This window comes from Sphingomonas sp. PP-F2F-G114-C0414, from assembly GCF_003688595.1.
GTDB lineage: Bacteria > Pseudomonadota > Alphaproteobacteria > Sphingomonadales > Sphingomonadaceae > Sphingomonas.
The window spans coordinates 360,903-375,531 of record NZ_RCWT01000012.1 but is presented as its reverse complement, the minus strand read 5'-3'; the positions used below and the strand labels follow the sequence as shown (position 1 = coordinate 375,531).

Below are 14,629 nucleotides of genomic sequence, written 5' to 3'. Positions count from 1 at the left end.
GTCCCTAAATCTCGAAGCTGATCATCTTCGACATGATGAAGGCGCCGATCGCCATCCACACCATGCCGCCCATGCCGATCGCCATCAGCCGTTCGTCGATGAAGAAATTCTGCATGTACCGGCCGTTGATCACCCAGATCATCCCGAACACGATGAACGGCAGCGCGCCGATGATGTACGCGGATGCCTTCGATTCCGACGACATCGCCTTGATCTTGAGCTTCATCTGGCCGCGTTGACGCAGCACGTGCGACAGGTTGGCCAGCGTCTCCGCCAGGTTGCCGCCGGTCTCGCGCTGGATGGCGATGGTGATCACGAAGAACTGGAATTCGGGCGTGCCGAGCCGGTCCGCGGTATCCTGCAACGCGGCGTCCATCGTCCGGCCGATCTTCATCTTGTCGCTGACCGCGCGGAATTCCTCGCCGACCGGCCCCTCGACCTCATGCCCGACGACGCCGATCGTCTCGCTGATCGGCAGGCCCGAGCGCAGCCCGCGGACCAGCAGGTCGATCGCGTCGGGAAACTTCGCGGTGAACTTGCCGATACGGCGCTGGATCGTCTTGCCGACGATGAAATGCGGCAGGCCGACGCCGACGAACACGCCGAACAGCAACGCGAGCAGGATCGGCAGGCCCTTCAACAGCATCAGCGCGGCGACGACCAGCGCAATCCCCGCGGTCGCCAGCCCGTATTGGCCGACGGTCCAGTCCTTGCCGGTCATCGCGAGGCGCTTGGCGAGCTGTACCGGGTTCGGCAGGATACGACCGAAGGCAAGATCCATCTTGGTATCTTGGGTCATCGAGATGCGCCGTAACTGCGCCTCGGCGACCACCAGCGCGTCGCCGTGACGCTCGCGCACGGCAGCGATCCGGCGCGATTGGGCGCGCCCGGTCGACGGACCGGCGAACGCGAACAGCACGATCCCCAGCGCCAGGGCGGAACCGATCATCACCAGAAGGAACGGCAGCATATCCATTACTTGGCAGGTACCGGCTTGACCGTGCGCTTCGGCATCAGGCCCTTGAGATTGCTGAACTTGCCGATCAGCGACTTGCCCTTCGCGCCCTTCACGACGCCGAGATCGGTGTCGACCGATGCAGCGGCCAGCTCGGCGGCGAGTGCCAGGATCGGCGCGATGGTCTTCGACGTCTTGCCGACCTCGACGATCGGCTTGCCGAGCTTGGCCGCCTGCGCCGCCAGCTTCTGGTCGAACGGCACGATGTAATCGATCTTGCGCTCGATCGACCCTTCGAAATCCTTGCGGTTGATCTCGAGCTGGCCGCCCGCGTGCATGCGGTTGGCGATCACGTACACCGTCGTCTGCTGGGCGTTCGACTTGAGCCACGACAGGATTCGGATCGTATCGCGCGCTGCCGCCAGCGTCAGGTCGGTGACGAGGACGAGGAGCTTCACGTCGCTGATCAGATGCGGGTGCTGGATCAGCATGCCGCGCGGCAGGTCGACGACGGTGCATTCGAACGCCAACCGCATCTCCTCCTGCAACTGGAAGAAGGCGGAGCCATCGGTAATCAGCGGTGTGTTGATCGGCGCCTCGGCCGACAGCACGGAGAGTTTCTCCGACGCCTTCACCATCGCGCGTTCGATGAACAGCCCGTCGATCCGGCTCGGATTCTCGATCGCGTCGGTCAGGCCGCGGCCCGGTTCGAGATCGAGGGCGAGCGCGCCGGTCCCGAAATGGACGTCGAGATCGAGCAACGCGGTCGCGCGCCCTTCATGCTCCGCGAGCAGCCACGCGACCGATGTCGCGATCGTCGATGCGCCGACCCCGCCACGCGTGCCGATCACCGCGACCGAACAATGCGCACGATCGGGCGATACCTCGACGTGCTTGGGCGCATTCAGGATCGTCTGCGCGTGCGAGAACGCCTCGCGCAGCATGTCGGGCTGCAACGGCTTCAGCAGATAATCCTGGATCCCGCTGGCGACCAGATCGCGGTACAGCCGGACGTCGTTGACCTGGCCGGCCGCGATCACGACCGTACCCGGCTCGCAGACTTCGGCGAGCGCGTTGATGTCGTTGAGCGGATCACCCGATTCGGCGAGATCGACGAACAGGATCTGCGGCGAGGCGGACACCGACAGCGACTGGACCGCGTTGCGCAGGCCGCCCTTGAAGATCTTGTCGACCGACCAGCCCAGTTCGGCGGCGATCGGCCGCAGCGCGTCCGCCGTCACCTCGTCGCAGACATAGGCGGTAAACGGTTCGCGGTGCGCGATGCCGCCTGGCTTCCACGGAGCGTTCATCATTTTCCTCCCGTGGTGGTGGCGGACAGGCCACCGGCACCGGTCGGTGCCTTTTTGCGATACGTATCGATCGCCTTGTACGCGACCGCCGTGTCGGTGGTTTCGGCGCCGGGCGCGCCGCGGACGAGATCGGCAGGATTGGCGACCATCGCCGCGAGGTTACTGTTGATCGCGCAGCCATAGTTCGACGAGGTGTTCGCCTGGAACTCGTTGGACGCATCGCGCGACCAGTCGGGGCAACGCGGTACCCCGGCATGCATCCTGGTCACGACCACGCGGATCGTGCCGGGCGCGAGCGGGGCAGGCGTCACCGGTGCATCGTCGCTGAGCAACAGCCCGTATTGCGCCACGACCGCAGCGATGTCGCCGCGCGCGGCCGGTGCTTCGCCGGCGGGATCGTCGATCGTGACGCGGTCGCCATAGCCGAGCCGCATAGTCGTCATCCAGCCCGCCAGCCGCTGCTGTTCGCCGCCCGCCAGCGCACCCCCGGACACGCCCAGATCGAGCGCATAATCGGATCGGCTGACGACCGGCTGGTGGACCGATTCGAGGCCGCGATTCTCGGTTCCCATGCATCCACCGAGCAGCAGCGCGGGGAGGAGGGACGCTAGGATCGATTGCTTGATCATCGGAAATCCTTGAGACGTCGGGTGCAGGGGCATGTCACTGCGTTCCGATCAGTTCGAGAAGCCGGGGGCGGGGACGACAGCCGTGCCCGGCTTGCTGCCTTTGCCTGTGCCGTTGGCGATCGGAGCCGGCGCTCTGACGTCGTCTTCGCTGCGGCGGATGTCGCTCCGCGGCACCGGCATGACCGGTGCGGTGGCGCCGACGGAGGGCTGGACATAGGCGGGACGCGCCACGGTCGGCACCGGCCGCTTGCCGCCGCCGCTCGCGCTCAGCGTGCCGAGCAATACCCGATCGATGTCGGACGGTGCGCGCGCGCCGTCGGTCGGCAGGGCGATGTCGCTCGCGTTGTTGACCGGCTTGACCAGATACGGCGTGATCACGATCACCAGTTCGGTCTCGTTGCGCTGGAACGCGTTCGAGCGGAACAGCGCGCCGATGATCGGCAGGTTCGCCAGTCCGGGGGTCTTGTCGTACGAGTTGTTGTGACTGTTCGACAGCAGGCCGCTGATCATCATGCTCTGGCCCGAGCCGAGTTCGACGGTGGTTTCGGTCCGTCGCGTCGTCAGGCCGGGTACGCGCGTGCCGTTGAGCGTGACCGCGTTCGAATAATCGAGCTGCGACACTTCGGGACGGACGCGCAGCGAGATGCGGCCATCCGAGAGAACCGTCGGCGTGTACGCCAGGCTGACGCCATATTGCTTGTAGTCGACCGTGACGGTGCCGAGCGCCTGCGCGATCGGGATCGGCACTTCGCCGCCAGCGAGGAACGTCCCCGTCTCACCCGACAGCGCGGTAAGATTCGGATTGGCGAGCGTCGTCACTTGGCCGGTGGTCTCGCCGAGGTCGATCGCCCCGATGAGGTCAAGTCCGAGCAACTTGCCGGCGAGACCGAAAGTAGTGCCCAACGTCGATTGCGTGACACCGCTTTGGGCGGGTGCGGTGAAGCCTGTCGACAACGCGCCGCCAGGAAAGAATTGGTTGCTTGCGCCGCGGCCTTGGGCAACGCCGAATTTGAAACCGCCCGTACCGTCCCTGCTTTGGATGTTTACCCCGATATTCTTGACGAAACTCCGGCTGACCTCTGCGATCCGTACCTGCAGGTTGACCTGCAACGGCGTCGCGGTCTTCAGCCGCGACAGGACCTTGGTCGAGTCGCCGACGAATGCCTGAACGAGGCGCTCGGCCTCGGCGGCGTCCTCGGGCGCGGCCACCGTACCGGTCAACAGGATCAGGCCGTTCATCGGCGTCGCGACGACCTGTGCTTCGGGCATCGCCAGCCCCAGCATCTGCTGCACCGAATCGAGGTTGTTGCCGACGCGGATCGTCGCCGAATAGACCACTGCGCCACCCTTGGCGGTCGCCGAGATCGTCGTCTCGCCGGTCTTCTTGCCGAAGATGTAAAGCTGCGTCGGCGAGCGGACCTGGACATCGGCGATCGCATCGTCGGCGACGAACAGGTCGCTCATCGGCCGTGCGAGCGTCACCAGCCGACCGCGGCCGGTATTGACCTGGACAACCGGCGATCCGGCGGGGGCGGTCGCGCCACGACCGCGCTGCGCCATCGCGGGGACCGAGGGCGCGGCGCTGGCTGCGACCAGGGCGACCACGAGCGGCCATCCCAACGTCGTTTTCTGGCGAGCCGCGCCAAAGGGGTGCGTCAACGGAATGCGCATTTCAATTCTTCCCCCCGACCGGAACGACGGTCATTGCGTTGCCGCGCGCCACCCGCACGATCGGCCCTTGCACGGCGACTGCACCCGTCGTGGGTCCTGCAACCGGCATCATCGGCATCCCGCCTTGCCCGCCAGAACTTGCTGCCGGCTTTCCAGGGACCGAGCTGCGCTGGTAGCGCGAGACGTCGGCGCCGGTCTGGTAGCTTCCCGCACCGGCCGATGGCTGGCTCGCGAGCCGGACCATCATCGCCTTCTCGGCCTTCGGATCGTTCCCGTTGGGCACGTGCACCGCGCCCGAGGCGATCGCCTCTTCGAGTTCGGCGGAATTGTCGGCGATCGAGCGCAGCGACAGCGACAGCGTGCCGAGCGTCTGCGCGACCGCGACCTGCTCCGCCATCTTCGGCGTCGCTTCGATCGTCACGTTCGAGAAGGTCTGGACCTTGGTCTTGCCGTCTTCGCCAACCAGATTGTCGGTACGCTGGTCGGTGGCGAGCACGCGGATGTTGCGCATGATCGTTTCCGACACCTTGAGCGGCTGGCCATCGCCGCCACCGGCGACGTTCTGCGTCAGGACGAGGTCGATGCGGTCGCCCGGAAAGACGAAGCCTGCAACCGCGGCCTGCGCCGAAACGGGGACGGAGACCGCGCGCATGCCAGGGCCGAGCGCCGCGGCGAGAAATCCGCGGTCGCCGGGCTTGACCAGCGCACCCTGCGTGACCGGTTGTCCCGCCGTGATGATGCTGCGCACCACCGTGCCCTGCAACGACTGGAGGTTGGTCTTGTCCTTGAGGTAATAGGCGTTGTCGACCAGCTCCTTGGGCCAGGGCTGATACTTCAGCGCGGTCGCGTCGAGGATCGTGCCGACCGGCAGCGAGCGCGTCGCGACGAGCACTTCGGGCCCGTCGACGGCCGGCGCGGCCATTGCGGAGGCACCGGCTTGCGGTGCCGAACTTCCCGCCACAAGCGTTCTGGCAAAGAAGGCTGTTACGGCCGCGACTATAAGCGCGCCTACCAGCAGAATTATCTTGCGGCTGTCCATGACTACATCGTGCCTTTCAGGCGCCCGGTGTTCGTTCCGAGGTTAATCATCACTGAAACTGGTTAAGGAGTGGTTCGCGGAGTGCGAGAATACCGGCGAATGCTATAGCGACCCCATATGGAACCTCGATTTGTCCGGTATTCTTCTTGATCGTGCGCTCGATCATCATGACGATCGTGACGATCCCGCCGGCGATCGACATGATCATCAGCATCGACAGGAACGCCGGGAACGGCAGCCACAGCGCGAGCGCGACGATGAGCTTGACGTCGCCGCCGCCCATCATCCCGAAATGGAACGCGATCAGAAACACGGCGAACACGGCCAAGGCCACGCCGAGCTGGAGCGCCATGTCGGGCCAGACATCCAGGCCGTTGGCATACCACCAGATTGGCGCGAGCAGCGCGACCGCGGCGTTCTTCCAGTTGGCGATTTCCCGAGTCCGCACGTCCTCGATGCCGGCGGAGACCAGCAGGCCCCCGAGCACAAGAATCAAGATTGGAAGCGCAATGTTGGACCCCATCGGCTAAGTCCTAACGGAGATGGCTTTCGAAAAAGTAACCGTGCCGCGCAAAAATACCGGCGATACCGAGGCTTGTACGGCGCGACGGGCAATCCCGGTCGGCGCCCGCATCGGTTATTGGACCGCGCCGGACGGCTGGAAGCTGCGTCGATTCGACTGGCCCGCCGCGGCGCCGCGCGGGCGCGTCCTGTTCCAGACCGGCCGTGGGGATATCTTCGAGAAATATCTGGAAACGTTCGCGCATCTCCACGCGCAGGGGTGGTCGGTGACCGCGTTCGACTGGCGCGGGCAGGGTGGTTCGGGGCGGCTTTCCGCCGATCCGCATGTCGGCCACGCCAGCGATTACGGTGTGTACGACCGCGATCTCGCGGCGTTCTGGGCGGACTGGAGCGCGGAGGACGCGCGGTCGGCGGATGCACGGGACGCGGCGCTGCCGAGCGTCGTGCTCGGCCACTCGATGGGCGGCATGATGGTGATGCGCGCGCTCGCGGCACGGTCGATCCAGCCGGCGGCGGCGATCCTCGTGGCGCCGATGATCGGGCTGAAATCACCGTTCGGCACGGGCTTTGCCAGCAAGGTGACGCAGTGGATGGCGGCCCGCGGCGATCCGGCGCGCGCGGCGTGGCGGACCAACGAGCGGCCCGGATCGGTCGCGTCGCGGCAGACTTTGTTGACGCATGACGCCGCGCGCTACGAGGACGAGCTCTGGTGGCAGCGGACGTGTCCGGAGCTGGTACTCGGCCCACCGAGCTGGGCGTGGCTCGCGCAGGGGTTCGCAGGCGCGGCGGCGCTGGCGAAGGATCCCCGTATCGAGTCGATCGATATCCCCGTGTTGATGCTGATCGCCGACGCCGACAAGCTGGTCGATCCGCGCGCCGCGCTCCGGCTGGCGGCACGCTTGCCCGATGCGCAGGTCGTCCGGTTCGGCCGCGAGTCCGCGCACGAAATTTTGCGCGAGGCCGACGGCGTTCGCGACCGTGCGCTGTCGGCGATCGATTCGTTTCTCGCAGCGTGCGTGCCGCTCCGCTGATGGCACCCGTCTACGACATCGCGATCGTCGGGGCCGGCATGGCCGGCGCGAGCCTCGCGGCGGCGCTCGGTCCGCATGCGCGCGTGCTCGTGCTCGAAGCGGAGGACGCCCCCGGGTATCACGCCACCGGTCGTTCGGCGGCATTCTGGTCGGAAACCTATGGCGGCCCCGATATCCAGCCGCTGACGACCGCGTCGGGTCCGTTTCTCGAGGCGGGCGGGCATCTCGCGCCGCTCGGCTCGATCCATATCGGTCGCGCCGAAGACGAAGCGGCGATCGACGCGTTCCTGGCCGAATTCGCGGGCAGCGACGTCGCGCTCGACCGGGTCGACCCCGCTGCGTTCGTCCCCGGTCTCCGCACCGACTGGACGCTCGGCGTGCAGGAGGCGAGCTGCGCCTATATCGACGTCGCAGCACTTCATGCCGAAAGCATCGCCACCGCGCGCCGTGCCGGAGTCGATTTCGTCAGCGATGCCGCGTTCTCCGGTGCGACTCGCGTCGGCGGCGTGTGGACGGTCGACACCAAGGCGGGCGCGTTCAGGGCTCGCGTCATCGTCGATGCGGCGGGCGCTTGGGCGGACGCGGTCGCGGTGCGAGCCGGCGTCCGTCCGCTTGGCCTGCAAGCCTATCGCCGGACGATGGTCCAGCTGCGTACCGATCCCGGCGCGCCCGAAGGCTTGCCGCACATCGCCGACATCGCAGGGCGGTTCTATTTCAAGCCCGAACCCGGCGGTCGCCTCTGGCTCAGCCCGCATGACGAGACACCGACAGCCCCCTGCGATGCCGCGCCCGAGGAAATCGACATCGCGATCGCGGTCGACCGATTCGAACGCGTCGTCGATTGGCGCGTCGCGGCGATCGAGCGGCGTTGGGCGGGGTTGCGGACCTTCGCTCCGGACCGCTTGCCGATCTACGGCTTCGACCCCGATACTCCCGCGTTCTTCTGGTGCGCGGGGCAGGGCGGGTTCGGAATCCAGACGGCACCCGCTGCCGCGTTGCTTGCCGCCAGCCTGCTGCTCGGCATCGCGCCCGATCCGTCGGTCGCGGCGATCGATCCGGCGCGCTATTCGCCCCACCGGTTTTGAACGAGCCTCGGTGCGCGTTCGACGGGGAACCGTAGCGTAGCTGAAAGGTTCGCCAAAACGCAATCGACTCGATCCCCGTGAGCCGTGCCATCGCCCCCGTCGAAGGTCTCCGATCGAGCAATTCGACTCGAGCCGGGCCCGTTTCGTTCTGCAGATAACGCTCGCTTTCAGTAAAAACGACGCGGTTTATCCTGTCCGATATGGCTGCATCGCTATTTTCGCACACCGAAGTGATGTGAAGATTCGCGAATCCATTGGAAAAAATTCCGATCTTCATTCGTAGAAATCGACAGGATCGGGTTAGTCCCAAAAACCTAACCGAGGTTAAATACGCGATATGGTTAACGCGAGATAATTCCGGGGCTGGCAGAGTGCAGCCAGCCTTTTCGGTGTGTAGCGCATGGTTGATTTCTTCGTTGGCAGCTCGATTTCGACGATCAACGCGAAAGGCGAGCTGACTTTACCCGAACATTTCTGCGTGGCGATACAATCGCGCGCGATCCGCGACGATCTGTTCGTCGGTCTTCATGCGGATCACCCGTGCATGATCGTCTGCGACCGTGACAGCGTCGCGGTGCATCATCACGATACTCGGGACAACTTGCTCGGCGGGTGGGAGCGCGAGGCGCGTGAGGCGCTGTTGCGAAGACGGCTGGGGTTCGTCGCGCCCGCGCAGATGGACGGCAAGGGGCGGATCCGGATCGCGCCCTGGATGCGGTCGCGACGCGGCATTCGCCAGCGCGCGCTGCTGATCGGCATGGGCCGTCATTTCGAAGTCTGGAATCTCGATCTGGTGCTCGAACAGGGGCCGAGCGACCTGATCGTCCTCGCCGCACTGCACCTCGATATATCGATCACCAAGGAGGATCGCCATGAACCTGCTATGCCACGTCTCGGGGCACGTCGCCGCGCCGCTCGTCCTGGAAAACCAGGGCTTTCTGTTCAGCCGGTGCCAGCGCTGCCGACACGACCTGATCCGCTCCGCCCGGCCGTCGATCGACCCGGCGAGCGACCCGCAAAGCGAATCGTCGCCGGCCGATAGCTGGACGGCCGTCCCCGACGGTATGCGAGTCGCGTGGCGCTCGACGGACGTCTCGGCGTTCGACCAGCCGTCATGGCACGCACGGTCGTTGCAGCAACTTCGCGACTATTCCCGCGATGCGGTCGTCACGATCACCGACGCGACGCACGTCGCGGTCGCGGTCGTCGGTTGGCACGGTGCGGACGCCGCCCGGCGGATCAAGGCGGCGGCGCTTGCCACCTATCGGTCGGGCCGCCGCGTCCTGCACCTGCCGAAGCCGACGCGGCCGTCCTATGCGGGGATCGTCATCATCAATCTGACGCTGAAACGCGACTCCGCGTCATGGCGCGACGACCAGCCTATGCAGGACACCCAGTTCGGCGACGTGATCGGGGCATGACCGCGCCGGACCGGACGAAGCGGGTCAGCGCCGCCCCGCCGCCACCGCGGCATCGCTCGCCAGTTTGTCGGCGCGTTCGTTCTCGGGGTGGCCGGCATGGCCCTTGACCCATTGCCACTCGATCTTGTGACGCTCGACCGCGGCCAGCAGCGCGTGCCAGAGTTCGGCGTTCTTCACCGGCTTCTTGTCGGCGGTCTTCCAGCCGTTGCGCTGCCACCCCTTCACCCATTTGGTGAGGCCATCCATGACGTACTTGCTGTCGGTATACAGCGTGATCGCGCACGGCCTGGTCAGCGCATTGAGGGCCTCGATCGCCGCGGTCATCTCCATGCGGTTGTTCGTCGTCGGGGTTTCGCCGCCCGACAATTCCTTCTCGTGCGCGCCCATGCGGATCACCGCGCCCCAGCCGCCGGGGCCGGGATTGCCCTTGCACGCGCCGTCGGTGAAGATCTCCACCTTCGTCATCTCGCCGTCAGTCATGCGAACATATCGTCCTTTGCGTAAGCTTCGTAGCGTCGCCAATAGGCGAGCGGATCCTTCCGCGTCACCAGTGCGCCCGCCGGGGTATTCAGCCAGTCCCACGCCCGCGTCAGCAGGAACCGCAGACACGCACCCTGCGCCAGGATCGGCAATGCGGCGCGTTCGTCGTCCGATAGCGGATGCCGGTCCGCATAGCCCCGGACCAGCGCATCGCCCACCGCCGCGTCATAGCGCTCGCCACGGTCGTCGAAGCTCCACGCGCTGTGCATGATCGCCAGATCATAGGCGCGGATATCGGTGCACGCGAAATAGAAATCGATCAGTCCACCGACCGTATCGCCGCGCATCAGCACGTTGTCCGGAAACAGATCGGCATGAATCACAGCGCGAGGTAGCCTATCGGGCCAGACCGAGACGACGCCGTCCAGCGCCGTCGACACGCGATCGAACAAGCCAGGCGCGATCGTGTCGAGATCGTCGCCGCACTGCGCCAGCAACGCCTGCCATCCCGCCGGCCCCAGCGTGTTCGGCCGATCGAGCGCGAACCCGGCCAGACTCTCATGCATAGCCCCCATCGCCGCACCGGCGGCATAGGCCTGCGCGGCGGTCGGCTGCGATACCGACACACCGTGCAGGAACTCGATTAGGCAGGCGGGGCGGCCGCACAGCTCGTGGATGAGCACGCCGTCGCGGTTCGCCAGCGCTCTCGGCACCGGGTTGCCGTCGGTCGCGAGATGCTCGAGCATCGCCATGAAGAACGGCAGGTCGCCCACCGACACGCGCTTTTCGTACAGCGTCAGGATGAACCGTCCGGCCGTCGTGTCGACCAGATAATTGCTGTTCTCGACGCCCTCGGCGATCCCCTTGAACGAGACCAGTTCGCCGTGATCGAAACCGGCGAGGAAGCTCGCGAGCGCTTCGGCCGACACCTGCGTATAGACCGCCATGCTAGGCGCCCATCCTAAGCAGCGGCTTCCAGGCCACGCGGCAACTTGAACGCGATCGTCTCGCGGGTCGTCTCGACCTCGCGCTCCGTCACGGTAAAGCGTTCCGACAATCGTTCGACCAGTTCGCGCACCAGCAGTTCGGGGGCGGAGGCGCCGGCGGTGATCCCCAGCGTGCGGACGCCCGCCAGGAAATCCCAGTCGAGTTCGCTCGCACGCTGGATCAGTCGGGCCCGCGTTCCCTCGCGCTCGGCGACCTCGACGAGGCGTACCGAGTTGGACGAATTGGGCGCGCCGATCACCAGCATCGCCTCGCAGTTATGCGCGATCGCCTTGACCGCGGTCTGGCGGTTCGACGTCGCGTAGCAGATGTCCTCGCCCCGCGGCGGCAGCATCGCGGGGAATCGCCGCTGCAACGTCGCCACCACGGCAGCGGTATCGTCGACCGACAGCGTGGTCTGCGTCAGGAAGGCGAGGTTGTTCGGGTCGGCGGGCGCGAACGCTTCGGCATCCTCGACGGTCTCGATCAGCGACATCGCGCCCTCGGGCACCTGGCCGAACGTCCCGATCACCTCGGGATGCCCGGCATGGCCGATGAACACGATGTGCCGTCCGGCGCCGACCAGCCGTTCGGCCTGGCGGTGCACCTTCGAGACCAGCGGGCAGGTCGCATCGAGATATTCCAGCCCGCGATTCTGTGCGTCGAGCGGCACCGATTTCGGCACACCGTGCGCCGAGAACACGACCGGCGCGCCATCGGGCACCTGGTCGAGTTCCTCGACGAAGATCGCGCCCTGCGCCTTCAGCGTGTCGACGACGAACTTGTTGTGGACGATCTCGTGACGGACGTAGACCGGCGCACCGTGTTTCTCGATCGCCAGTTCGACGATCCGGATCGCGCGGTCGACGCCGGCGCAAAAGCCTCGGGGTGCTGCGATCAGCAGGTCGAGCGGCGGCTTGTCGATTGGGCTCATGATGCGGCTGCCTCTACGCGATTGCTTGCCTGGACGATAGCCGGTTCCTATGGTGCGCGGCGACAGGGGCCGCTTGCGACATGCGGTGGCCCTTTCGCTCGTTCGAGAAGGTAAGCGTCGCCGTGAAAGCCCCCATCCTCGCCATATCGGCCGTTGCTGTTCTTTTAGGAGGATGCGCCGGCAAGGGCGAAGTCGACGCGACCGGCGGTATCTCCGCGGTCCGTTCGGTCTGCCCGGCCGTGGCGATCCCCGCCGCGACCGGCGACGTCACGCTATTCGATCCGACCACCAGCCGCGACCAGTCGGCGATCGACGTCGCCGCGCTGATGACCAACGTCCGCTCGACCTGCGCCGACGCGACCGATCAGGTCGTCACCAACGTCACGTTCGACATCCGCGCCCGCCGCAACCGTACCGAGGGTGCGCGCGACGTGACGCTGCCCTATTTCATCACCGTGGTCCGCGGCGGCAGCGCCGTCGTTGCCAAGCGAGTCGGCCGTGTGACGTTGCATTTCGCCGCCGGTCAGGCGCTCGCCTCGACCTCGGCGACCGCATCGTCGACGATCTCGCGCGCCGCCGCGACGCTGCCCGACGATGTTCGCGAGAAGCTGACGCGCAAGCGCAAGGCGGGCGATCAGGATGCTGCGGTCGATCCGCTGAGCACCCCCGAAGTCCGGCAGGCGGTTCTGCGTGCAAGCTTCGAGGCGTTGGTCGGCTTCCAGCTCACCGACGATCAGTTGAAGTACAACGCGACCCGCTGATCGCCGGGTCGCAACAATGACGCGATGAAGGCGGGGTCCGATTGCCAGGCAATCGGACCCCGTTTCGTTTACTTGTCGCTGCGGACCAGTTCGGTCTCGGCGAGATGCTCCGCCAGGAACCAGACCTGCGGCTCGTGCGTGCGCACGATGTTGCTCACGAGCAGATCGTTGGTGCCGTCGTCGCCGGACTCGTCTGCCGCTTCGGCACCCTCATGCGCCTGGCGCAGGATGATCTCGTGCGCCTCGAGCAGCCGGGCAAGCTGCGTCGGCACGTCTTCGCGACCCTTGGGCGGACGGGGGATCGTCGTCATTTCGGCAACATCATGCGCCATCGCGATCGAGATGCCGCCCAGCGCCATGATCCGCTCCGCAACGAGATCGACCAGTGCAGCCTGTTCTTCGTAATGCTTGTCGAGCAGAAGGTGCAGTTGATAGAATGTCGCACCCGACATCTGCCAATGATGCTTCTTGTACATGTCGCGCAAGGTCATCGTATCGGCCAGAACCTGGTTGAGGATCGATACGCTCTGCGCACGGGCGTTGTCCTCGAGTGCGATCGGCAGGCGCTTCAGCGTTCCGTAAGGCTGGATCTCGCGATACTCGACCTTGTACTGTGGCTGTGCTTCGACCGACGTATCGACCTTCGGCATCTTGAGGGGTTTCTTGGCCATCGGGAATTCCTGTCTGCAAGCGGAAGAGAGAACTACCCTAACGCACGACCACGCGGATCGATAGCGGACGAAAACATCGTTGAGCGTGATCGGTGTTTTGCGTCGTTCCGGACGGCGCGGTCGGCCGAGCCTCTTGACTGGACGACGCCGGCAAAGGAAGCGGGCGGCTGTAAATGCGTAGGGAGTTCAGGATGACGGAAGCACCTTTGGTCGCAGGGATCGAACTCGGCGGCACCAAATGCATCTGCATCCTCGCGCGCGGCCCCGACCAGATCGAGGAGACCGTCCGCATCCCGACCACGCGGCCAGAGGAAACGCTGGCGGCGATCGAGGCGGTGCTCGACCGGTGGAGCGGGTTCGTCGCGATCGGCATCGCCAGTTTCGGGCCGGTGTCGATCGATCGTCATGCCGGCGATTACGGTCACATCACCTCGACACCGAAGCCGGGCTGGGCAGGGACGGATATCGCCGGCCGGTTGCACCGCCGCTACGGCGTGCCGACCGGCTTCCATACCGACGTCGTCGGGGCGGCGCTGGCCGAAGCGCGCTGGGGCGCCGCCACCGGGCTACCCGATATCGCCTATGTCACGGTCGGGACCGGGGTTGGTGTGGGGATGATCGCGAATCACCGCCCGATCGACGGGCTGACGCATTCCGAACTCGGCCATATCCGTCCGGTCCGATTCCGCGGCGACGACTGGGTCGGCAATTGCCCGTTCCACGGTGCCTGCCTGGAGGGGCTCGTATCGGGCCCCGCCATCGCCGCGCGCATTGGCAAACCTGCCGACCAGGCACCGGCGGAAGATCCCGTATGGGACGGCGTCGCCGATGCGCTCGGTCAACTCTGCCATACGCTGGTGCTGACGGGCATCCCGCGGCGTATCGTCATGGGCGGCGGCGTGATGGGCGCGACGCATCTGTTCCCGCGCGTCCGGGCGGCGATGACGCGAAGCCTTGGCGGGTACATCACGCTGCCCGAGGTCGCGCTGACCGACACCTTCATCGTGCCGCCCGCGCTCGGTAACAATGCCGGCCCGCTCGGCGCGATCGTGCTGGGAGCTCAAGCACTTGGCCAACAACTGGCCTCGTCGTTTACACCGTCTTAACCGCGTTCCGTTACCGCTTGCGTCAATAGA

Annotated in this window: 16 protein-coding genes; 6 read left to right on the top strand and 10 right to left on the bottom strand. The window is 66.0% G+C overall.

Features of this window, described 5'->3' with window-relative positions:
- Positions 1 to 4 precede the first annotated feature (4 nt).
- The 6 genes from C8J47_RS13690 to C8J47_RS13665 are packed head-to-tail and all read right to left on the bottom strand — an operon-like array spanning position 5 to position 6,127.
- Positions 5 to 976 carry a type II secretion system F family protein gene (locus C8J47_RS13690; RefSeq protein ID WP_121886093.1) on the bottom strand — a complete coding sequence of 324 codons (972 nt, stop codon included), beginning with the start codon at positions 974 to 976 and terminating at the stop codon, positions 5 to 7.
- Positions 976 to 2,265 (bottom strand): pilus assembly protein CpaE, encoded by a 1,290-nt coding sequence (locus C8J47_RS13685; RefSeq protein ID WP_121886092.1) that lies wholly within the window; start codon positions 2,263 to 2,265, stop codon positions 976 to 978. Before C8J47_RS13685 ends, C8J47_RS13690 begins: the two co-directional genes overlap by 1 nt.
- Entirely contained in the window at positions 2,265 to 2,894 is a 630-nt protein-coding gene (locus C8J47_RS13680) for a CpaD family pilus assembly protein (protein WP_121886091.1), read from the bottom strand. The genes C8J47_RS13685 and C8J47_RS13680 overlap by 1 nt, the downstream gene beginning before the upstream one ends.
- A 48-nt stretch (positions 2,895 to 2,942) precedes the next feature.
- Positions 2,943 to 4,565: a type II and III secretion system protein family protein gene (locus tag C8J47_RS13675; RefSeq protein ID WP_121886090.1), complete on the bottom strand. Its 1,623-nt coding sequence runs from the start codon at positions 4,563 to 4,565 to the stop codon at positions 2,943 to 2,945.
- Between the two features lies 1 nt (position 4,566).
- Positions 4,567 to 5,604 carry a Flp pilus assembly protein CpaB gene (cpaB, locus tag C8J47_RS13670; RefSeq protein ID WP_121886089.1) on the bottom strand — a complete coding sequence of 346 codons (1,038 nt, stop codon included), beginning with the start codon at positions 5,602 to 5,604 and terminating at the stop codon, positions 4,567 to 4,569.
- 49 nt (positions 5,605 to 5,653) lie between these two features.
- Positions 5,654 to 6,127 (bottom strand): prepilin peptidase, encoded by a 474-nt coding sequence (locus tag C8J47_RS13665; protein WP_121886088.1) that lies wholly within the window; start codon positions 6,125 to 6,127, stop codon positions 5,654 to 5,656.
- Between the two features lie 19 nt (positions 6,128 to 6,146).
- Between C8J47_RS13665 and C8J47_RS13660 the strand changes: the two genes are divergently transcribed.
- From C8J47_RS13660 to C8J47_RS13645, 4 genes are all read left to right on the top strand, one after another.
- On the top strand, positions 6,147 to 7,157 hold the full coding sequence (locus C8J47_RS13660) for an alpha/beta fold hydrolase (RefSeq protein WP_121886087.1): 1,011 nt from the start codon (positions 6,147 to 6,149) through the stop codon (positions 7,155 to 7,157).
- Positions 7,157 to 8,242 (top strand): FAD-binding oxidoreductase, encoded by a 1,086-nt coding sequence (locus C8J47_RS13655; RefSeq protein WP_121886086.1) that lies wholly within the window; start codon positions 7,157 to 7,159, stop codon positions 8,240 to 8,242. Before C8J47_RS13660 ends, C8J47_RS13655 begins: the two co-directional genes overlap by 1 nt.
- Before the next feature lie 400 nt (positions 8,243 to 8,642).
- Complete coding sequence (locus C8J47_RS18965; RefSeq protein ID WP_147454336.1) at positions 8,643 to 9,284, top strand: hypothetical protein; 642 nt, start codon at positions 8,643 to 8,645, stop codon at positions 9,282 to 9,284.
- A 22-nt stretch (positions 9,285 to 9,306) separates the two neighbouring features.
- Entirely contained in the window at positions 9,307 to 9,663 is a 357-nt protein-coding gene (locus C8J47_RS13645) for a hypothetical protein (RefSeq protein ID WP_147454335.1), read from the top strand.
- A gap of 24 nt (positions 9,664 to 9,687) precedes the next feature.
- Here the strand turns inward: C8J47_RS13645 and rnhA are convergent, their stop codons facing one another.
- The 3 genes from rnhA to ispH are packed head-to-tail and all read right to left on the bottom strand — an operon-like array spanning position 9,688 to position 12,061.
- Complete coding sequence (rnhA, locus tag C8J47_RS13640) at positions 9,688 to 10,143, bottom strand: ribonuclease HI (protein WP_121886083.1); 456 nt, start codon at positions 10,141 to 10,143, stop codon at positions 9,688 to 9,690.
- Entirely contained in the window at positions 10,140 to 11,090 is a 951-nt protein-coding gene (gene thrB / locus C8J47_RS13635) for a homoserine kinase (protein WP_121886082.1), read from the bottom strand. The genes rnhA and thrB overlap by 4 nt, the downstream gene beginning before the upstream one ends.
- Before the next feature lie 14 nt (positions 11,091 to 11,104).
- Entirely contained in the window at positions 11,105 to 12,061 is a 957-nt protein-coding gene (gene ispH / locus C8J47_RS13630) for a 4-hydroxy-3-methylbut-2-enyl diphosphate reductase (RefSeq protein ID WP_056047305.1), read from the bottom strand.
- A gap of 80 nt (positions 12,062 to 12,141) precedes the next feature.
- On the opposite strand from ispH, the gene C8J47_RS13625 reads away from it, so the two are divergent.
- Positions 12,142 to 12,822 (top strand): hypothetical protein, encoded by a 681-nt coding sequence (locus C8J47_RS13625; RefSeq protein WP_259466723.1) that lies wholly within the window; start codon positions 12,142 to 12,144, stop codon positions 12,820 to 12,822.
- Positions 12,823 to 12,890: 68 nt separating this feature from the next.
- On the opposite strand, the gene C8J47_RS13620 is transcribed toward C8J47_RS13625, so the two are convergent.
- Entirely contained in the window at positions 12,891 to 13,493 is a 603-nt protein-coding gene (locus C8J47_RS13620) for a Dps family protein (protein ID WP_056047308.1), read from the bottom strand.
- Between the two features lie 191 nt (positions 13,494 to 13,684).
- Between C8J47_RS13620 and C8J47_RS13615 the strand changes: the two genes are divergently transcribed.
- Entirely contained in the window at positions 13,685 to 14,599 is a 915-nt protein-coding gene (locus C8J47_RS13615) for an ROK family protein (protein ID WP_121886081.1), read from the top strand.
- Positions 14,600 to 14,629: the final 30 nt, after the last annotated feature.